This is a genomic window from Mesorhizobium sp. WSM3224 (assembly GCF_000427725.1).
GTDB lineage: Bacteria > Pseudomonadota > Alphaproteobacteria > Rhizobiales > Rhizobiaceae > Mesorhizobium.
In genome coordinates, this window is the sequence record NZ_KE386577.1 from 161,200 (window position 1) to 180,286 (window position 19,087).

17 protein-coding genes and 1 tRNA gene are annotated in these 19,087 nt (G+C 62.8%); 5 read left to right on the forward strand and 13 right to left on the reverse strand.

Annotation, left to right across the window (positions count from 1 at the left end; all coding sequences use genetic code 11):
- Positions 1 to 44 precede the first annotated feature (44 nt).
- The gene (locus tag YU3_RS0134875; protein WP_051334221.1) at positions 45 to 1,322 is read left to right on the forward strand and encodes an O-antigen ligase family protein; all 1,278 of its coding nucleotides are present in this window, start codon (positions 45 to 47) and stop codon (positions 1,320 to 1,322) included.
- Here YU3_RS0134875 and YU3_RS0134880 read toward each other — a convergent pair.
- From YU3_RS0134880 to YU3_RS38365, 5 genes are all read right to left on the reverse strand, one after another.
- Entirely contained in the window at positions 1,314 to 3,116 is a 1,803-nt protein-coding gene (locus YU3_RS0134880) for a tetratricopeptide repeat protein (RefSeq protein WP_198021773.1), read from the reverse strand. The two genes, YU3_RS0134875 and YU3_RS0134880, sit on opposite strands and share 9 nt — an antisense overlap.
- A 222-nt stretch (positions 3,117 to 3,338) precedes the next feature.
- A complete protein-coding gene (locus YU3_RS38950) occupies positions 3,339 to 4,181 on the reverse strand; it encodes a hypothetical protein (protein ID WP_051334218.1) in 843 nt (280 codons plus the stop codon).
- A 268-nt stretch (positions 4,182 to 4,449) separates the two neighbouring features.
- Positions 4,450 to 5,838 (reverse strand): hypothetical protein, encoded by a 1,389-nt coding sequence (locus YU3_RS38355; protein WP_198021774.1) that lies wholly within the window; start codon positions 5,836 to 5,838, stop codon positions 4,450 to 4,452.
- Between the two features lie 69 nt (positions 5,839 to 5,907).
- Positions 5,908 to 7,239, reverse strand: a complete 1,332-nt coding sequence (locus tag YU3_RS38360) for a TfuA-like protein (protein WP_051334219.1) — start codon at positions 7,237 to 7,239, stop codon at positions 5,908 to 5,910.
- Positions 7,236 to 8,579, reverse strand: a complete 1,344-nt coding sequence (locus YU3_RS38365; RefSeq protein ID WP_198021775.1) for a YcaO-like family protein — start codon at positions 8,577 to 8,579, stop codon at positions 7,236 to 7,238. Before YU3_RS38365 ends, YU3_RS38360 begins: the two co-directional genes overlap by 4 nt.
- Positions 8,580 to 8,591: 12 nt before the next feature.
- On the opposite strand from YU3_RS38365, the gene YU3_RS0134905 reads away from it, so the two are divergent.
- Positions 8,592 to 8,668, forward strand: a tRNA-Pro gene (locus YU3_RS0134905).
- A gap of 63 nt (positions 8,669 to 8,731) precedes the next feature.
- Here the strand turns inward: YU3_RS0134905 and YU3_RS0134910 are convergent.
- A complete protein-coding gene (locus YU3_RS0134910; protein WP_027170473.1) occupies positions 8,732 to 9,739 on the reverse strand; it encodes a sugar-binding transcriptional regulator in 1,008 nt (335 codons plus the stop codon).
- 154 nt (positions 9,740 to 9,893) lie between these two features.
- On the opposite strand from YU3_RS0134910, the gene YU3_RS0134915 reads away from it, so the two are divergent.
- Positions 9,894 to 10,676: a hypothetical protein gene (locus YU3_RS0134915; protein WP_027170474.1), complete on the forward strand. Its 783-nt coding sequence runs from the start codon at positions 9,894 to 9,896 to the stop codon at positions 10,674 to 10,676.
- Positions 10,677 to 10,693: 17 nt separating this feature from the next.
- Here YU3_RS0134915 and ptsP read toward each other — a convergent pair whose 3' ends face one another.
- The 5 genes from ptsP to YU3_RS0134940 all read right to left on the reverse strand — a co-directional run bounded on the left by ptsP (position 10,694) and on the right by YU3_RS0134940 (position 15,458).
- Positions 10,694 to 12,664 carry a phosphoenolpyruvate--protein phosphotransferase gene (gene ptsP / locus YU3_RS0134920; protein ID WP_027170475.1) on the reverse strand — a complete coding sequence of 657 codons (1,971 nt, stop codon included), beginning with the start codon at positions 12,662 to 12,664 and terminating at the stop codon, positions 10,694 to 10,696.
- Between the two features lie 104 nt (positions 12,665 to 12,768).
- Positions 12,769 to 13,149, reverse strand: coding sequence for a PTS glucitol/sorbitol transporter subunit IIA (locus tag YU3_RS0134925; protein WP_027170476.1), 381 nt, complete (start codon positions 13,147 to 13,149; stop codon positions 12,769 to 12,771).
- A 27-nt stretch (positions 13,150 to 13,176) separates the two neighbouring features.
- A complete protein-coding gene (locus YU3_RS0134930; protein WP_027170477.1) occupies positions 13,177 to 14,181 on the reverse strand; it encodes a PTS glucitol/sorbitol transporter subunit IIB in 1,005 nt (334 codons plus the stop codon).
- A gap of 17 nt (positions 14,182 to 14,198) precedes the next feature.
- Entirely contained in the window at positions 14,199 to 14,966 is a 768-nt protein-coding gene (locus tag YU3_RS0134935) for a PTS glucitol/sorbitol transporter subunit IIC (RefSeq protein ID WP_027170478.1), read from the reverse strand.
- Positions 14,967 to 15,020: 54 nt separating this feature from the next.
- Entirely contained in the window at positions 15,021 to 15,458 is a 438-nt protein-coding gene (locus YU3_RS0134940; protein ID WP_027170479.1) for a transcriptional regulator GutM, read from the reverse strand.
- Positions 15,459 to 15,647: 189 nt separating this feature from the next.
- Between YU3_RS0134940 and YU3_RS0134945 the strand changes: the two genes are divergently transcribed.
- Both YU3_RS0134945 and YU3_RS0134950 read left to right on the forward strand, forming a co-directional pair.
- Positions 15,648 to 16,289 (forward strand): hypothetical protein, encoded by a 642-nt coding sequence (locus YU3_RS0134945; protein ID WP_027170480.1) that lies wholly within the window; start codon positions 15,648 to 15,650, stop codon positions 16,287 to 16,289.
- An 81-nt stretch (positions 16,290 to 16,370) separates the two neighbouring features.
- Positions 16,371 to 17,045, forward strand: a complete 675-nt coding sequence (locus YU3_RS0134950) for an HAD family phosphatase (RefSeq protein ID WP_027170481.1) — start codon at positions 16,371 to 16,373, stop codon at positions 17,043 to 17,045.
- Positions 17,046 to 17,212: 167 nt separating this feature from the next.
- Here the strand turns inward: YU3_RS0134950 and YU3_RS0134955 are convergent, their stop codons facing one another.
- On the reverse strand, positions 17,213 to 18,361 hold the full coding sequence (locus YU3_RS0134955) for a DUF930 domain-containing protein (protein WP_027170482.1): 1,149 nt from the start codon (positions 18,359 to 18,361) through the stop codon (positions 17,213 to 17,215).
- A 114-nt stretch (positions 18,362 to 18,475) separates the two neighbouring features.
- On the reverse strand, positions 18,476 to 19,087 hold a 612-nt coding region (locus YU3_RS0134960), incomplete at its 5' end, for a 2-oxo acid dehydrogenase subunit E2 (protein ID WP_027170483.1).

The following is a 19,087-nucleotide window of genomic DNA, read 5'->3' on the forward strand; positions in this document are numbered from 1 at the left end:
AGCCGCAGGCGGTCAACAGGTTGCAGCCGCAGGCTGTCAGCAAGTTGCAGCCACAGGCTGTCAACGCCAAGCTGATTTCGCTGATCGCGTCGGCGGCGATCGGCATCGGCATCCTGCTCTCCGGCTTCGTCATCAGCGAGCCCGCGCCTTACGAAATCTACATGGCCGGGCTGATCGCGGTCTGGGCGCTGTTCGGCCTGAGGATCTCGCGCGCCATCGTGCCATTGCTGGTACTCCTGGTGGCGATGAATATCGGCGGCATGATCGCCATGACGCAGATGGCGGACCTCGCCAACACGCCGCTCTATCTCGCCGTCTCGCTGTTTCTCGCCTTCAGCGCGGTCTTTTTTGCCTCGGTGACCTCGGTCCAGCCGAGCCTCTACCGGCTGATTTTCATCGCTTATGTCGTGTCGGCAGTGGCGACGTCGCTCCTCGGTATCGCCGGCTATTTCCATGCCTTTCCGGGCGCGGAAATGTTCACCAAATACGACCGCGCCGCCGGCGCCTTCCAGGATCCGAACGTGTTCGGGCCATTCCTGGTGCTGCCCGGCACCTACCTGCTCTACCTGCTCTTGACCGGTCCGGTGTCGCGCATGCCGCTTTTGGCTGTGCCGCTGCTCGTCATCGCCGCCGGCATCTTCTTTTCCTTCTCGCGCGGCGCCTGGGGCATGTTCGCGGTGTCGGCGGTGCTGCTCACCGCCTGCCTGTTCCTGCAGAGCGCCAGCGGCATGTTCCGGCTGCGGGTCGTGGTGATGACGATCGCGGCCATGGCGCTGCTCGTCATCGCCGTCATCGTCATCCTGCAACTGCCCGGCGTGTCGGACATGTTCAGCCAGCGCGCGCAGCTCGAGCAGAGCTACGACACCGCCCGGCTCGGCCGCTTCGCCCGCTACGCGATCGGCTTCCAGCTGGCGATGGAGCATCCGTTCGGCATCGGCCCGCTGGTCTTCGGCACGATCTATGGCGAGGACACGCACGACATCTGGCTGAAGGCGCTGATGGATTATGGCTGGCTGGGCTTCGTTTCGTTTCTGACGCTAACTCTGTGGACGATTGCGGCAGGCTTCCGCATCCTACTGCGCGACCGGCCGTGGCAGCCCTATCTGCTGTGCGCCTATGTCGCCTATCTCGGCAATATCGGCCTCGGCACCTTCATCGACATCGACCACTGGCGCCACCTATACCTGCTGCTCGGGCTGGTCTGGGGCGCGATCGCTCTGGAGTACCGGCACCAGCGGGAAATGCGGCCGGCGCGAGCGCTCGTTCCGGCGGTGGCCACGCCACCTGTCGCGCGCGAGAGCCGTGTGACCGTGCTACCTTAACCCGGCTTTTCGCAGGCCATCGACAAGCAACTCGGTGTCCTCGGGATGTTTGTGCGGGGGCACTTTGCGCCACTGCTCGGTGGTAAAGTTCGGATGCACCTGCAACAACGCATGGGCATGCCTTTCCGCTTCCCGGGCGTTGCCGAGATGGGCATGGCTCGCAGCCATAAGCCGATGGCCCTCGGAGCCATCCCGCATCTTCTGCAGCGTCTCTATCGTCTTTTCATATTCGCCCAGTTGAAAATAGGCATCGCCGAGATACCAAAGATAGGCATCGGGATAGTAAGGGTTCAGCCGCATCGCCCGCTCGAGCAGTTGCACGGAGCGCTCTGCCTGACGAACGTAGACAAGGCAGTCGCCCATTTCGGCCAGCAGGTCGGCGTCGTTGGGATTGAGTTGCAGGGCCCGTTCGTAGGCGGCGATCGCGGGATCGTGTTGCTTTTTGTAGAGGTGGGCCAAACCCATCTCGGAATAGCCGCGGGCATCGAGATCGTCATGCAGGACGGCTAGGTTCGCCAGGTTCAACGCCTCGTTCAGCGCGCCTTCCGGATCCTTGGTCCAGGCATAACGCCATTCGACATTGAACGTCCGCGATAGGGCCGCATAGCTGCGGGCATAGCGAGGATCGAGATTGCGTGCCTGCTCATAAAGCCGCCGGGCATGCGAATTGCTCTCCGGACGGAAGCGGAAGCTGAGATCCTGCCCGCGCAAGATCATGCCATAGGCATGAATGTTGGGATGGTTTTGCGATATCAGCCGTCGCTTCTCGGCCATGTCGATATGCACGGCCAGCCGCGACGCGGTCGTCGCGGTCACGTCGTCCTGGAAGGCAAAGATGTCCTCGATGCTGCCGTCATAGCGTTCCGACCAGATCGTATTCTCGGTCTGCGCGTCAATCAGGTCCATGGCAATCCGCAGGCGAGTGCCCGCACGGCGCAAGCTTCCCGACAGGAGATAGCGAACTCCGAGCTGATTGGCGATCTCGCGCAGCGATTGCGTCCGCGCCACAACGGCCAGTGTCGAGTGCCGCGCGATCACCATCAGGTTGCGGAACCGGCACAGATTGGAAATCAGGTCGGCCACGACACCTTGGCACAAGTGAAAGTCCGCTGGATCGCCCGAAACGTTCTCGAGCGGCAGGACTGCCAGCGAACTCTCCGGGACGAAACGCTCGGGCGCGGGCGCGAAGGGCAGCGCCGAAATGCTGGGCTCGGCATGCGACAATTCGAAATCGACTGCGAAGACCTCTACCTCGTCAGCAATGTTTTTCAGCTTCTGCTTGCCCAGCGAGCGGAACGAACACTCGGTCTCACTCCGGATAATCTGGCGAACGGATTCAGCGATACAGATGCCGCGCGGCGTCGCCAGCGACTGTATCCGCGCGGCCAAATTGATGCCGTGGCCATAGATCGCACCATCGCTGGCGATCGTGTCTCCAACGGTGATGCCGATTCGATAGGCGATGGGTTCCTGGGCGCCTGACCATACCGCCTCGTTGGACATTTCCCGCTGCATCTCGATCGCGAAACGCAAAGCCAGCGCTGCGCCTGGGAACAGTGCCACCAGGCCGTCGCCGGCAGTGTCGACAACTGAACCGCCGTAGTCGCCGACCAGGCCGCGTATGAGGTTGAGCGATCGGGTCAGGCGGACAACCGTCCCTGCCTCATCCTGATCCATGAGCCTGCTATAGCCGTGCACGTCCGCGTAGACGATCGCAGACAGCTTTCGATTAAGCATCTCGTATCGGCTGGTGACCATGGTCTTCCCCGCCGGTGTTCGCAGCATCACCGTCATTCAGCATAGCACGCGCGAACCGCCAACCCAGCCGAGAAAAGAGAGACTTGCTCAAAGGAATATTGCCGAGATTTTATATAATTAAGCACTTACTAATGTATAAATCAGGTCCGTTGTGTCCGCATCGATGCGATCGATGAGTGACCCGCCCTCCCATCGTCGATCCCAAGCGTCGCCAATCCTTGGCACGAGCTAACGGCGCCAAGGGTGCACCCGATAAGGTCAGTCGCTGTTGCCGCCCCCGCGAGCGCTCATACCGCGTGCGCTCATTCCTCTTGCACTCATACCGCGCGCGCTCATTCCCCTTGCGCTCATCCCGCGCGCGCTCATTCCGGCAGAATCCATGCCGCCGGGTCCGCCGCCGAGTATCGATGCAAGCAGCACATCCTCGAACATGCCTGTTTCGACATCCATGCGCACCGTGTAGTCGGCCTTGTCGTACGACCAGACGCGCAGACCGTCGGCGAAATCGAAGTCGGCGGCCGCGAGCCCTGTCAGTCCGGTCGGACTGGGCGCACGGGCAGGACTGAATTTGCCGAGGTCCTCGGCGACGAGTTCCCCATCTCCGTGGACGAGGAACAGCAGCGGCCTTGGCAGGTCGTAGTAGCTGCCTTCGAAACTGAAGCCATAAATTCTTGCAAACCTGCCAGCCGCCAATTGCTCCTCAAGGAACCTGTTCTGTCCCGACCGGTTTGCCGCTCCCGGGCGACGCCCGATGAATTCGAACCCATTCTCAAGCTTCATAAAATATCCGACGAAGCTATCCCCGTCGGTCACCTGTATTATCTTGCCGGCAGGCGTGTCGCCCTTGGTCCACGGAACGCCCGGACCGTGCACGGTATATAATTCAATCTGTTCGGCAACCCGTTGTTTCCAAACAACGATTCTGTCTCCGTTCGCTACAGGTACACCGTTTACGTCCTTATTGTCTATCAATGCCGGTATATGTTCTGCCGACGCCACCAGCGCCACGATCGGATCCAGGAGCGGGTTCACCACCTGCAGGTCAATAACAAAATGGCCAAATAGGTTGATGCCCGACACGCTAAGAAGGCTTTCTACCATTGACGTTGTCCTTCAGTTTCTGAAGCAAATATCCACGGTGCACTATCGCATACCTGAGGTCATTAACTACCTTTTTGGCTCTTTCTGGGTGCCGCCTCAATTTCCAATCCGTGCGTCACAACGTATACACGATCGCTGTCACGCCATATTACACTTATCACCTTTCCGCGTTTTTTCGCTATGTTGCTAACGTGGGCCTGGAGCAATTCAACACTGTCCATTATTTCTGTTACAAAGTATTGCATAGGACATTCCTCCTCAACCTGACTCAAGGAGCGCAGACCCTGTTTCTAGCCAGGCTGTTTCGCGCTCCCATGCGTCCCGCAAAATGCAGGTGCCTTGCACAACAAGCCTCGTGACGCGCCGGCACGAATACCCTCGGCAAACCGAAGTGGCTTCTCGGCCCAAAGGGCTTGATCTTGGGGCCTGCGCTCACAAGGCCGATCGCCCGGCGTTTGAGATTGACATCGATGATTTTGCGCCAGCGTCCGCCTGCCGCCTGTGCGTCAACGGCACGCAGCGTGTCGCCCACTTCGGCATAGCTCAGATCGTCCGGCGAAAGCCGGCGCCAGGTTTCGGCGAGAAGCATGCCGAGCTCGTCGCGTGAGGCGACCAGTGCCTCGCGAAACTCCCAGGGCGACGCGGCATAAGCTTCATCGAACATCGGCTGGATGACGCGAAAATAGTCCGGGCTGTCCTCCAATTTGTCGGACAGGTCTTCCTGGTTTTGGGTGATCAGGCGCCGCGCCACGAGCTCCTCGTGGAAGAGGTCGACGAAAATGTCGAACATCGCGCCGGTGAGCGGTTGGGCGAGAGCGTGCTCGTCACTCCAACCGTGAACGAAATCACGCATCGTCAGCGGGTTGGCGGCAAGCCTGATCTGGCTGTTGCGGGACAGCTCCGCGATGCGGTTGACGAGATTGCGGGTGTAGAGATTGCCGTGGCTGGTTTCCAGCAACTCGTCGATCACGGAATCGAAATGCAGGGCCGCGACGAGCGCCGCCAGGTCGGCGGAGGATTCGTGGAAGCCGTAATATTCCGCGCTGGCCGTCCCCGAATCAGGCACGCCGATGACGGAATAGATGACGCAATGGCCGACCTCATGCGCGACAACGTCGAAGTTCAGGGTGAAGGGCTCGACCCAGCCATCCGTCGTCTCATGGATGCCGACCTCCAAAAAGCCGTAACCCATGAAAGCATTTTCCAGCAGGTTGCGCTGTATCACGAGTTCCAGGCGGTCGAGGTCGCGCCGGAAATGCCAGGCGATGGGGTGGCCGAAATATTTCTCCCATACGTCGAGCGCGAAACGCACCGAGCCGAACAGATGCGCAGCCTCGAATTCCGGTTCTTCGGGGTCGATGTGATCGAAATGTCCGTCGACATCGGGAAACGCCGGCGGAAAAACGTCGCCGCGCCATGGCGGCATCAGATAGAGCGGGTCGCCGCGCAGATTTTGCGCAAGACCATAGGCAAACGCCTTGCCGATGGGGTCGATGACATACATGTGGTCATCGCCTGGTCCTGGTCCAACCGACCCGGCCGGCGACGACACGATCACGGTTTCGGGCCGATGAAAGGCCTTCAGGATCGGCGCCTGGGCAAACAGCCGGAAGCGCGTCCCATTCTCGAATACGGAGCTTTCCCCTCCAGATGTCACGCTTGTCCCCCTCGCATGGACAAAGGCATGCACGTCATACTGCGTAGGATATCGTCGGCGAATGCGGTTTCAAGTTAGCCCGTTTTCGTCGGTCAGGCCAGACTCATCGAGCGCGTGTCGGCGGACCGTGAGAGCATATCCATGAGCCAGCAGGTCATAGAAGCTGTCGGCGCCCGGCAATCCGATGGAGATGGCATAGTCGGCAATGTCATGGGGGACGGGGCAGCCGAGCTGTCTCTCGAAAAACCAGGCGGCAAGCAGGGCACGCGGCATTGGCGTGGACAATGACGATGGGTGACGCTGCCTGGCGAGCGCGCTGTCTCGATAGCCGGGATAGAGGTCGAGTTCACGCAGCCGGTCGAGCATGCCTTGATGCAACTCGGCATCGCGCTCCCGCGCGAGCGTCTCGACAACCGCGTCATCCTCGATCATGCGCTCGATCCCTGCGAGGTCCGTTCCGTTTTCGCGCGCCCAGGCGACGACGTCGGCTTGGCGCATAAGCCCTCGCCGCGAGCGAAACTCGCCCATCGCGTGCTTGACCGCCTGGCGATCCGGCGCAGCTTCCTCGCTGCGGGCAAGCAGACGAAGCAGCGCCTCACGACGCAACCGGGCATAGTCTCCGCGCAGCCGGAGCTCGTCGAGAATGGCATCCTCCTCGGGGGTGGCCTTCGCACCGACCGACGCCGTCTCGTTCCGCCAAGGCGCGTTGTGCCAGTTTTCCGTCCATTCGAAATGGAACTCGGGAGGCGCCTGCGCAGCGCCACTGCGGATAAACGCATCCATCTCCTTCAGCAGCTCCAACCCGTCTTCGCGCTTCCTGTCGACCTTGCCTGTTCGCAGCCAGAGCGCCAGTTCCTCCGCCATTTTGGGATCGCCGGCGTCTGCCAGGACGCCGGGCCAGGTTCTTTCCCAGTAGAACCTGGCCTTGGACGACGCCGCCAAGCGTGCGCCTGTCGGCATGTCGATCACCTTTTGCGCCACCGCCTGATCGAGCGTCGCGCGGATATTGACCATCGGTTCGCTCAGACGGATGTATCCCGTCTCCGGCGGGCCGTGGATAAGCGCGACCTCGTCGTCATCGGTGAGCTCGCCGTCGCGATAGGCTTCGAAAATGCCCCCGACACCGCGCATGCCGAACGAATGCAACTCCGCGGCACGCAGCGCGCCCATGCTTGACGCGCCAAATACGGCGATCCCGCGCGTCAGGGCCCAGAGTATCTCCTTGTGCAAGACCGCCGGCTGACCATCGAAATAGCCGTCGATGACACCGATCGCTCTCGGGCCACCAAGGGTGGCGGCATAAAGGTCGCCTTGGCGCACCGGCGGGCGGAATTCGAATCCATTGTAAGGCGCGATGTCTTGCGCGCGCAGACTCGGCCCGCAGAAGACGATCGGATTCATTGTCCCTCTTGCGCCATGCGGCGAGCTCTCTCGCCTGGCACATAGGCGTCATGATCGTCCGGGCCTTCAAGGCCAGGTATCACAACGCGAACGACAGGCAGGCCGATATCCTCCTTGGCCAGATCGACGGTGATGACCTCGCTTACACCTGCCGCCTGCAACCGTTCGATCAGCCATGCCACATTCTGCGCAACGTCCTGCGTCGCCCTCCCCGCGGCAGAGGCAACTCGCCTCGGGGCGGAACGCTCGGCCAGCAATTTTTCCGCGCGCCGGCGGCGCTTCTCGCGATATTCCTCTTCATATTCCTCTGCGGTCAGATCGTCCCTTGCCGCGGACACGTAGGTTGTGCGCACCTGAGCGGCCTCGATGATCGCCTTCAGCAAGGCGGTCTCCGGCACGGGGTGCGCTGCCGCGCCTATGCCGTAGTGGCTGTTTCTGTCCCGGCGATCGGCAATCAGGCAGAAAAAGGCCGGCACGCCGAGGTCAGTGGTCGTTTCCCACGCCGCAACGTCGAAGTCCGCATTTTCCAGCTTCTTCAACACGTCACGGCACGGGCCGTCCGGCGCGCTGCCGAGGTCGATACCAGTGCGCCGGCGGCGAGCGGACGATCGTTGGTTCCACAGCGCAGTCGCGTCGCGTTCGACGATCTCGCAAATTCCATGATGGATCGCCTCGTCGGCCGTATTTCCAGAGGCAAGACCGTTGCTGCTGCAGTCAAAAAAGCCGCTTCCAGGCGGCGGCGGGACGGTGAAGTTGGCCCGCACCGATTCGAACGGCAGCCAGCGCGGCTCGCCGGAAATCATCTCCCGGCCTTCTATCCAAAGCGTCACAACGTCCCTCGTGAACGCCCTGCCGGTGATGCGGGGCAGCCTCCCGATCTCGGCGAATCGGTGCGATCCGGAGAGTTCAGCCATGCTGCCGAGCTTCAGGGGGCGCTCGATATGCTCGGCATGGTAAAGTTCCGCCGCTTCCATGAGCCCCGAAGCCATGGCTGACTCCAGGTCGATGCCCTTGCCTTGCGAAACAGCCAGGGAACGGGCGTTGGGGCGACACACCATCACCACCGGTATGCCTATGCGATCGAGCCCTGTCACATTGGCGACCCTGGTGATGCCCATCCGCGCCCAGTGCGGGCGAACCCGGGCAATCGCGCTACGAGCACGCTCCGCGTGATAAGGAGTTCCTGGCACCGTGCCATTCGCCAACGACACCGAAGCTATCTCCTGGCCCCCGATAGATCGCGAGACCTTAGCGATTTCCGATGGCGCGCAACAGAGCATGCCTGGCTGGTCGGCCAGGCTTCGAATTCGGTTGACCCGCACCGCCTTATCACGATACATCGCCACCCGGTCCGGAGTGTAGCGCAGCCCGGTAGCGCACTTGACTGGGGGTCAAGGGGTCGTCGGTTCGAATCCGGCCACTCCGACCATTTAAATCCTTGAAATCCCCCGCGAAGGCAGCATGAACCGTGCGGCGCGTTTATGACCGCTGCCTAAGCCCCATGCGCCGCCAGCATGCGGCGCGCGCTTTCCTCGTCGGTGATCAGGATCGTCGGCGCAATCAGGTGCATTGCGCCGAGCAGCGCTTGCGTCTTCTCCGCGCCGCCGGAGGTGAGGATGCGGATCGGCGCCTTGCGCAGGCGGTCGACATCCACCGACATCACATGGCTGTTGACGGGATGGTCGACCAGGTCGCCGTTGCGGTTGAAGAAATGAAACAGAAGATCGCCGACGGCGCCGCGCGCCAGCAGGGCCTCGCGGTCCGCTTCCTTGAGGAAGCCGCCGCGCGAGAAGGTGGTGGCCGAAGCGATGCCGCCGACGCTCAGCAAAACGGCATCGAGCGCATCGGCCATTTCAAAAATCTCCTGCAGGCCGCAGCGCTCGACCAGCGCGATCTTGGTCTCGACGCTGTCGACGACGGCCGGCGTCGGCATCAGATAGCCGTCGCCCTGGAAGATCTGGGCGAAGCGCCAGGCGAATTCGGCCGGGTTGACCCGGCGCGCGACGCCGACACCGCCAAGCAGCGAAATCACCTTGAAATCGGTCAGCGACTTGGCGCTTATGAACGGCAAGGTGTTGAACAGCGTCACGCCCCAGCCGACACCGACCTGCATGCCGGATTTCATCGCGTCGGACAGGAACATGCCGGTCTTGGCGGCGATCGCCGGGATCGGATCGGCGTTGGGGTCGCTCAGAGGCGCCACCAGCGCCTGCTGCAGGCCGAAGGTCCTTTCCAGCGCGCGTTCCAGCCGCACGATCTCCAGGAGCTCGCTCTCGATGGTGATCTTCACCTCGTTGCGCGCCCTCGCCTCCGCCAGCATGCGCACGATGGTGACGCGGCCGACGCCCAACACGTCGGCGATCTCGTTCTGCGTCATCTGCTCGACGAAATACATCCAGGCGGCGCGGATCCTGAGGCGGTCGGTCCGGCTCTCATTGACGATCTGCTCAGATGCCTCCGCCCTGCCGTTTTCAGGTTCGCCCTGCCGTCGCCTGCCCAACTTCCCCTCCCAACCCGGCGATGACGCTGCTCTCGCCGATTCTGCATGCTGGTTAAATATCGCCTATTGATCTACCAATCGATACGAACAATCTAGAGAGGGCGACGGGCGCCCCCGAGCCGTGGTCGGCTTCAGCATTTCGAGGCGATTGGCGATGCTGCGACAAATATCCGAGGATGTGCGCGCCAACCTGAAGGACCGGCTTCGGGAGCTGCGCGACGCCATCCGCCAAAGCCGCCACGACAGCGCCGGCGAGCCGCCGCCCGAAATAGCCAATCTGCCTCCGTTCCCGGGCAAGAGTCTGCTTGGCCACGCCGCAAGCGCCGTCGACGAAGCGCTGACGATCGCGGAATCCTTCATTCCGCATTCCCGGCCGCTCAAGGTCGACGGCACGATGGTCAAAAGCCTGCGAGCCTATTTCCCGGAAGGCGACGAAGACCGGCAGATCGGCGGCGAACGGCAGTTCAGGCGCGACATGTATTATCTGACCCGTGCGGTCCTCGCCGGCTACGGCGCCGACAATCCGCGCGTTCACGAGGCAAGTTTTTCCGCCGTCCACACGGCGATGCGCAAGCGCCACGCCGATCTTCTGGCTGGCGCGACGGCCGATGCGGCATCCACCGATCAGGTCGCCGCGGCTTGTGCGGCTCTCCTCGTCGAATGCCTCAACCACCGCCCGGTTCAGCCCGGCGAGATCGGGACGGGCCCGGCGATAGCCGGCGACCGGTCTCTCGACATAAGATGCCTGGCGCCCGTGGTGCTTGCCTGCGGATTGGCGACGAAGGCCGATGGCGGCACGCCAGAGCCCGACATTCTCGAGATCGCGGTGCTGGCGGCCGAGGTGCGGGAAGATCGCATCCGGCAGGCCTGCGCCCAGGCGAACGCGGTGCAGGAACTGACGCCGGTTCTCGCCACGCTGCTTGCACATCTGACGTAACTGCCGCGAGGGATCCGCTATCGGTCGGCCGTCATGGCCGCGATGGTCTTCTTGGCGCGCTGGATCGAGGCCGGGCTCATGCTGAGCTCGGTCAGGCCCATATTGATGAAGGCCGGGATCAGATCCGGACGACCAGCGGCCTCGCCGCACATGCCCACCATGATGCCGGCGGCGGCGCCTGCCCTGGCCGTCAGCTCGATCGCCGACATCACCGCCGGATTGGTGACGTCATTGAGCTTGGCGACCGTGGGATTGAGACGGTCTGCGGCCATGATGTACTGGGTCAGATCGTTTGTGCCGATCGAGAAGAAGGCCACTTCCTTTGCCAGCGCCGGCGCGATCAGCACGGCGGCCGGCGTCTCGATCATCACGCCGAGATCGAAGCCGGCGTGCGGCACGCCTTCGGCCTTCAGTTCGGCCGCGCATTCATCGACCAGCGCGCGCGTGCGCCTGACCTCGGCAATCTCGGACACCATCGGCAGCATGACCTTGATGTTGCCATGGACGGCGGCCCGGAGCAGGGCACGCAGTTGCTTTTTGAAGATGTCGGGACGGTCGAGGCACATGCGGATGCCGCGCCAGCCGAGGAAGGGATTTTCCTCGTCCGGGAATTCGATGCCGGCGATCGGCTTGTCGCCGCCGATGTCGAGCGTGCGCACGATCACCGGATGCGGCGCAAACGCCTTGGCCAAAGCGCTATAGGTCTCGGCCTGCATGTCTTCCGACGGCAGGTGCATATGGCGCATGAAGAGCAGTTCGGTGCGGAACAGCCCGACGCCCATCGCGCCGGCTTCCTGCGCCGCCTCGATCTCCTCCAGCGAACCGATATTGGCCGCGACCTCGATCACGGTGCCGTCGGCGCGGGTCGGGGTCACGCTCTTGAACACCTTGAGGCCCGCGCGCTCTTGCGCCGCCGCCTCGACCCGCCGGGTGAAATCCGCCCGCGCGGCCTCGTCCGGATCGACGATCACATGGCCGGCATTGCCGTCGATCGCCACCTCCTTCGCGGTGCGCAGTTCGTTGACCTTATCGCCGAGACCCAGCACCGCCGGGATGCCGTGCGAGCGCGCGATGATGGCGATGTGCGAAGTGGCGCCGCCATGACCGCAGACCACGCCGCCGATGCGCTTCAGCGGCGCGCGCGCCAGGTCCCAGGCGCCGATGTCGTCGGCAATCAGGATCGCGCCCTGCGGGATGGTCTCCAGGCTGACCTCGTCCTGGCCGAGCAGCACCAGGCAGATCTGCCGGCCGACCGCATGGACGTCATCGGCCCGCGCGTTGAGGTAGTGGTCGTCGACGGCGCTGAAATCGGCGGCGATTGCAGAGGCTGCACCGATAACGGCCGACACGGCGTCGTCGCCCTCCTTGATGAGCTTTTCGACTTCGCCGGTCAGGCTGTCGTCGGCGGCGATGTCGCGCAGCGCCGCGACGATGCCACGGTCACCGGCGGAGAGATTGTTCTCGGCCAGCGTGCGATCCATGCGCGCCTGGACGGCGGCGACAGCGCGGCGGAAGCGTTCCAGTTCGCCCTCGATCTCATCGGCCTGCAGGCGCCTCCCCGGCCCCGCGATCTCCGGTGGAAAATGGGCAAAAGCCGGCCCGATGGCCACACCTTCGCTGGCGGCGACGCCCTGGAGTTTCGGTGTCCCATCCGTTGGCGCAGCCCCCTGAACGGGCACCGCGGCTGCGGCCTCCGGGCCAGCTTCGTCCGCCTCGTTCCCGTCGTCGAGGCCGGCACGCGGGTTCTCCAGATAGCCTATCAGCGCCTCGATCGCCTCGATGGCGTCGGCGCCGTTGGCGCGCACGGTGACTTCCTGGTTCTCCTTGACCGCCAGCAGCATCAGCTTGACCGAACTCTTGGCGCTGACCGCCTTGCCGTCCTTGACCAGTTCGACATCGGATTCGAAACCCTTGGCGAGTTTCACGAACCGCGTGGCGGGACGGGCGTGCAAACCTTCATGCACTCTGACGATGGTCGAGCGTTCCATGGCAAAGACTCTTTGTCTTGACGCAATTCCTGACGGAAAACCGCTTCACACTTTTCCTGGAATTGCTCCTGCTTACGGCGCCATTTTCGGACGGCGCAATCCTATCAGGCGGCGATGGTGATGACAGCGCCCGGCGTGAGCGCCGCCACGAGCGCTGCGGTATCGACCTCGGATGCGCAGACCTCACCCGGTCTCTCGGCCTCGGCCGCTCCATTGAAAGAGATGACGACATGGCCCATTTCGCGGACCTTGCTCCAGGCCGTGTCGCCTACCGCCGTTATCGTCGCCGAAACCGGTCCGAGCGTGATCGACGCGCCCTTGCGTGGCCCGTCGTCGCTTGGGCCTACTTCCGTCTTGTGCAGCACGGAGACTTCGGCGAGTTCAGGAGGCGAGCCATCCGCGAACAGGATGACCACGCCGCCCTCGGCGAGGTCCGCCACTTCGGGTCCAATCGCTGTGACCCGTGTCTTGAGAAGAACCGACATATGGCGAACCTCGTTGTTACGCGTTTTTTAGAAAACGATCAGGGAGACGATCCATGCGATCAGCACGGAGACCGGGCCCATGATCTGGCGGCTGATGAGCACCGCCGGCACGCCGATTTCGATCGTCTTCGGCTTGGCCTCACCGAGCGCCAGACCGACGGGGACGAAATCGCAACCCACCTGGGTGTTGTAGGCAAACAACGCCGGCAGAGCCATTGCGGGCGAGATGGTGCCGTTGGCGATCTGCGGGCCGATGATGGCAACGCCGATGACCTGCGCGATGACCGCGCCTGGCCCCAGGATGGGAGACAGGAACGGCAGGCCGCAGATCGCCGAGATCACCAGCAGGCCGACGATGTTGTTGGCCAGAGGTCCCATCGGCTGCGCCAGCACGTCGCCGATGCCGGTATAGAGGATCAGACCGATGAGCATGGTCACGAAAGCCATGAACGGCAGCACGTTGCGGACGACCTGGTCGATGGTGCGGCGGCCGGCATTGAAGAAGATACCGACCACACGGCCCATGACGCGGCCGATCGAGCTGATCAGGCCGATCAGCCCGCCTTCGCTCGGCAGCGGCTGTGGCGCCGCGGCTGCAGTGTTGTTGCTTGAACTCATCGATGCTGCTCCCCCCGCAGTGGTGACCGCTTCGGATCCGTCGGCCATTTTGACGTTGGCCGGCTTCACGCCCGAAACGTAGATGTCTTCCGTGATGAACTGGGCGAGCGGACCCGCCTGTCCGACCGGCGTCAGGTTGACGGTCGGGATACGCTTGCGCGGATAGACGCCGCAGCGCGCGGTGCCGCCGCAATCGACGACGACGACCGCCATCTCGCTTTCGATCGGCGGCGCCTTGAAGCCGTCGACGGCCTCGGCGCCGGTCATGTCGGCGATGAGCTGCGCCACCGGATGAATGCCGCCGCCGGTCACCGACACGACCTTGCTGCGCTGTTCGGTCGGCTCGATGACCAACGGGCCACCCCAACCGGTGGAGCCCCTTGAGATCTTTACTGCCTTGTATGTCTTGGCCATGGTGTCCTCCCCGCCCTTTAGAGCTCGACGCCCTGGCGGCGCGCCATGATGGCCGTGATGCGCTCGGTCAGGATGCCTTTCAGCAGGATGACGACCAGGCCGACAATGGCGTACCAGATGGCCACCTTGACGTGATAGCCGCCGGCGATGACGCCGCGCTTCTCGAGGTCGAGCAGCGCGACCAGCATGCCGCCCCAGACGAAATATTCACCGGGATTGATATGCGGGAAGAGACCGAGCGGCGGATGCACGTAGGACACGGCCGCGTCGTAGAAGGCCGGCTTGTGCTTTTCTTCCAGGAACGAGCCAAAGGTGTAAGCCATCGGGTTGGTCAGGAAGAACACCGCCAGCACAGGCAGCACGGTGTAACGGGTCAGCGCGATACGCCCGGCGCCTCGCGCCAGACCATGGACGCGCTCCTCGCCGACCAGTTCGGTGATGGCGTAGAAGGCAGTCATCAGCACGACCAATGTCGGGATGATGCCGGTGACGAAGCCGGCGAACACTTCGCCGCCCTTCTGGAAAATGCCGATGAAGTATTTGCCGATGGCGGTCAGCCAGCCAAGCTGCTCTTCCTGCTGCACGTTTTTCAGCTGTTCCTTCAGCTGGTCGGCGGTGACCGGCGCGTTGTCGGTCGTGGCCTGCGCCAGGACCACGAGATGGTCTGTGGCGTGCTCGACGCCGAGCTTGCCGTGCCAAGCAGCATCAGAGACCATGGTGCCAGCGACATGCAAATTATGCACCGCCAGGTCAGTATGCTGCGCCAATAACGAAATTACAGACATTTCTCCTCCTTATGACCCCTGCCGGTCACATTCCCAGCCGGCTGCCGGCGTCGTTTAAGCCCTTGCTGCGTTCAAGCCGGACAGGCCCGGCTTCTTCCCCGGCTCCGACCGCGCGCGGTCGATCTGCTCGATCGCGCGTTTCACGGCCTCGGCCACACCGGGTTCCCCCTCCCCCATGATCGCAGGGTTGGACCGGAGTCGATCGAGGGGGATGCCCTCGAATTCTTCATGTCGTTTGAACTTGGTCAGCACCGAGCGGCCGCTCATGACCATCGTGCGGCGCACGATCAGATCAGGGGTGACCACGACCAGCGCGATTGTGCCTTTGGCCAGCCGGCCGCGAAAATTGCCGGCACCGACAAAGCCGTCCTTGTACTGGCTGGTGACACCTTTGAAGACGTCCGAATAATGCCGCATCTGCAGCCAGACGCCTAGCGATTGCAGCGCCCACACAACAAACAGCAGAAGCAGCGCCCACTGCCAGATCGCCATTTCGGTTTCCTCCCGAGTCTCTTTCTCCGGCGCATATTGAACGGAGACGAGATGACCCGAAAGTGAGAACATTTGTTTCCTGGAATGTCAACATGTATTATATTAGCCGCGATAACGCTCCACAGGCGCCTGGCCGATTTCGGCATCGGCAGTGCCTGTGCTAGCCTGTCGTCGAACGGGAAATGAGACATGGACCTGCCTTTCAGGCACGAATTGGCGCTTATGCCGGACCTGCGCCACCGGCTGCGGCAGCTGCGCTGGTTTCGCGCCACTTTCCGCAGCAGCGCCAAGGTGGTGTCGGAAACATTCGGCGTGCGCTTCGAGATCGACGAGGCCAAGCTGACGCGCGCCTTTCTCGACTGGATCGAAGTCATGGAGGCGCAGAAACGATTCGCCGATGTCGACCGCGCCGACTTCATCGTCTTCGCCGCCGGGCTGGTGCTGCGCGAACTGATCCGGCAGGCGCCGGCCCGCGAAATCTCCGGCCTCACCGAAATGATCGAGACGGAGGCCAATGCCGGCACAGCCGAAATCGTGCGCTTCTGGCCGGAGGGTTTTCTCTATACCAACTACTGCGTGTCGGCGATCCTGGCCGTGCACGAGCAGGAGTTCGGCACGGCGCCCAGCATCGACAAATGCGCCGACGACCTGCGTACCTGGTGGTCCTATCGCGAGAACGCGACGGAAATGCCCGCTTATGCCGTGGCGTTTCTCGATCGCTTCCTCGGCGCCGAGCCCAACTGGATCACGCCCGACCGCGCCCAGTCGCGCCAGGCCATGCAGCGCGCACTTGGATCCTTGCCGGTCAGTGAGGCGCTGCGTCAGCTTTGATGGTTTGTCGCCTTACTATTGAACATCTGACTTTTTATCGATAGCGATGTGCGACATTGATATCGAAGCCGGGAGAGGTGTGTGGCGCGATCCAGACTGATGATTTTCGACTGCGACGGCGTTCTCGTCGACAGCGAGCCGCTGGCCGCCAGGGCCTATGAGCGCGTCTACGAGAAGCACGGCATGCCCGGCGTGCATGGCGGCATCATCGCGCAATGCATCGGCATGAAGCAGTCCGACATCATCGTCAAGATCAAGGAACTCACCGGCCATCAGTTCCCGCCAGCCGCCGATGGCGACATCTGGGCCGCGACCAAGGCGCTCTTTTCCGAGGAGTTGAAGCCGACGCCGGAGATCGTGCCCTTCCTCGACGCGCTTGCCGGCGACCGCTGCGTCGCCTCGTCATCCTCGGTCGAGCGTATCAACCACAGCCTGTCGGTGACTGGCCTGTCGCGCTTCTTCGGCGAGGCGATTTTCTCCTCCTCGATGGTCAAGAACGGCAAGCCGGCGCCCGATATCTTCCTGTTCGCCGCCGAAAAGATGGGCGCAAAGCCGGCCGATTGCATCGTCGTCGAGGATTCGCCCTTTGGCGTCCAAGGCGCGGTCGCGGCGGGCATGATCGCCATCGGCTATACCGGTGCCGGCCACACCTATCCGGAACATGGCGCGCGGCTGAAGGCTGCCGGAGCCGATTTCGTCTGCACCGACTGGCATGAGGTCGGCCGGCAGTTGTCCGAGCTCGGCGTGCCGGCTTGAGCCAACTCTTTGTTGGAGCATGATCTTTCCCGAAAACCGGTTCCCACTTTTCGGGATCATGCTCTAAAGCGTGTCGCGCTGAAACCGATTCAGGCGACACGCTTTAAGTCTTTGTTTTTATGCATGTCGTTGTCCCAGAACCGCTGCACACTTCTGGGCGACATGCATTAGCGGAGACTTGGGAATCGACGCCGGGTCCACTCACCGGGTGGGACCAATCCCCCCACACGGAAGTTGAAGGACAGGACTCTCGTCGCATCGGTGTCGACCTCGCACCGGAAGCTCAGATCGAACCATTGGGTTGTCGTGCTGAAGGCGGCCTGCGGAGGGTTAAGAACATTGCCCTGCTTCAGCGGAATAGTCGGCAGCCATTTGGGAGAATAATCGGCACTTTGCAATTCCTGGTTCAGAACGTTGGCGCAGAGATTGGCAACACGCTGATCGCGCGGCACGCTCTCCATTGAGCTTGTGGCGAACGCGTTGCCGGTTGCGCCTTGCGAGTAGAGTTTCCTGACGCCCGGAAGGCCGGAATAGATCGGCGATCCCGCAACCTCGGCGCCGTTGGGACCTGACCTTCCTGCGTTGCTGCTCGGCGCTCTCAGGGCTCTTGCGGATTTGAACTTCATCGGCTTTGCAGGTCTGGGCTTTGCTTTTTCCGCCGAGGATGGAGGCGCGGGCTTGTCGCCGGCCTCGGCCGCCAATGGCTTCGGCGCGTCGGCCGCTTGCTTTTCGGCGGCTTGAGGTGCGGGCTCCTGTTTGTCCGGCTGCTGTTTGTCAGTGTCCTCGGTCGCCTGCTTCTCCTTGCTTTGCGCGGGTTTCGCGTCCGGTGCAGCGGTTGCCTGCTTCTCATCGGCCTTGCCGGAATCCGCCTGCTCGGGAGTTGCAGGCGGGTTCGGCGCGGGCTTCGGCGCGGCAGGCGGCTTCGCGGCCGCTTCCTTGGCCGGCGACGGCGCATTGGGTTGAGCGCTGCCCCCGTCGAGAGATTTCTCCGGCCCGGTATCCTTCTCGCCATACTGGAACACGCGCTTCAGAACGGGGATATCAGGCGGTTTCGGCGGCGGCGGCTTTTGTGCCTGTTCGGGCGGCTTTTCAGCCTTCTGTTCCGGCGGCTTTTCGGCTTTGGGCGGCGCCGGTTTCGGCTTTGGCTGATCTGGCGGCGGCACGATCGCGACATTGACCGGTTGATGGTCGTCCGCCTGTTGCTCGGGCCTCGACAGGCCATAGAACAAGAACGCCGCGACCAGGACATGCAGGAATAGCGATGCGGCCAAGGCCCATCGCCAATTCCGAAACCATTCCCGCATCTTGCCGTTCATGCCGCTCGATGTGGAACGAAATAGCGGCAGCTTCAAGCACCGGAAATAGTCGACGCGAGCTAGCTGCCTGACAACTCGGTGATCGAGCCGGGTTCAGGCCCTGCAGGGATTGGCCTACACCAGCATGCCCATCGGGTTTTCGACCATGCGCTTGAAGGCGCCGAGGAGTTCGGCGCCGAGCGCGCCGTCGACGGCGCGGTGATCGGTTGACAAGGTCACCGACATCACCGTCGCGATTCTGATCTCGCCCTTCTTGACCACCGCCCGTTCCTCGCCGGCGCCGACCGCAAGGATCGTCGCGTGCGGCGGGTTGATGACGGCGGCAAAGTCCTTGACGCCGAACATGCCCAGATTGGACACCGCCGTGGTGCCGCCCTGGTATTCTTCGGGCTTCAGCTTGCGGCTTCTGGCGCGGCCTGCCAGGTCCTTCATCTCGTTGGAGATGACCGACAGCGTCTTTTCATCGGCATGGCGGATGATCGGCGTGATCAGGCCGCCGGGGATCGACACGGCAACGCCGACATCGGCATGCTTGTGCTTGACCATGGCGCTGTCGGTCCACGAGGCGTTGGCATCCGGCACCGCCATCAGCGCCATGGCCATCGCCTTGATCACCATGTCGTTGACCGAGAGCTTGTAGGCGGGAACCTCGCCCTTCTCCGTCTTCTTCATCGGGGCTGCCGCATTGAGCTGCATGCGCAGCGCCAAGAGCGCATCGAGCTCGCA

What these genes read in the sequence shown, in the direction of transcription:
- YU3_RS0134880 (WP_198021773.1), bottom strand. Translation starts at nt 3,116, where the DNA reads ATGACGGTGATGCTGCGAACACCGGCGGGGAAGACCATGGTCACCAGC.
- YU3_RS38950 (WP_051334218.1), bottom strand. Translation starts at nt 4,181, where the DNA reads ATGGTAGAAAGCCTTCTTAGCGTGTCGGGCATCAACCTATTTGGCCAT.
- YU3_RS38360 (WP_051334219.1), bottom strand. Translation starts at nt 7,239, where the DNA reads ATGAATCCGATCGTCTTCTGCGGGCCGAGTCTGCGCGCGCAAGACATC.
- YU3_RS38365 (WP_198021775.1), bottom strand. Translation starts at nt 8,579, where the DNA reads ATGTATCGTGATAAGGCGGTGCGGGTCAACCGAATTCGAAGCCTGGCC.
- YU3_RS0134915 (WP_027170474.1), top strand. Translation starts at nt 9,894, where the DNA reads ATGCTGCGACAAATATCCGAGGATGTGCGCGCCAACCTGAAGGACCGG.
- ptsP (WP_027170475.1), bottom strand. Translation starts at nt 12,664, where the DNA reads ATGGAACGCTCGACCATCGTCAGAGTGCATGAAGGTTTGCACGCCCGT.
- YU3_RS0134925 (WP_027170476.1), bottom strand. Translation starts at nt 13,149, where the DNA reads ATGTCGGTTCTTCTCAAGACACGGGTCACAGCGATTGGACCCGAAGTG.
- YU3_RS0134930 (WP_027170477.1), bottom strand. Translation starts at nt 14,181, where the DNA reads ATGGCCAAGACATACAAGGCAGTAAAGATCTCAAGGGGCTCCACCGGT.
- YU3_RS0134935 (WP_027170478.1), bottom strand. Translation starts at nt 14,966, where the DNA reads ATGTCTGTAATTTCGTTATTGGCGCAGCATACTGACCTGGCGGTGCAT.
- YU3_RS0134940 (WP_027170479.1), bottom strand. Translation starts at nt 15,458, where the DNA reads ATGGCGATCTGGCAGTGGGCGCTGCTTCTGCTGTTTGTTGTGTGGGCG.
- YU3_RS0134945 (WP_027170480.1), top strand. Translation starts at nt 15,648, where the DNA reads ATGGACCTGCCTTTCAGGCACGAATTGGCGCTTATGCCGGACCTGCGC.
- YU3_RS0134955 (WP_027170482.1), bottom strand. Translation starts at nt 18,361, where the DNA reads ATGAACGGCAAGATGCGGGAATGGTTTCGGAATTGGCGATGGGCCTTG.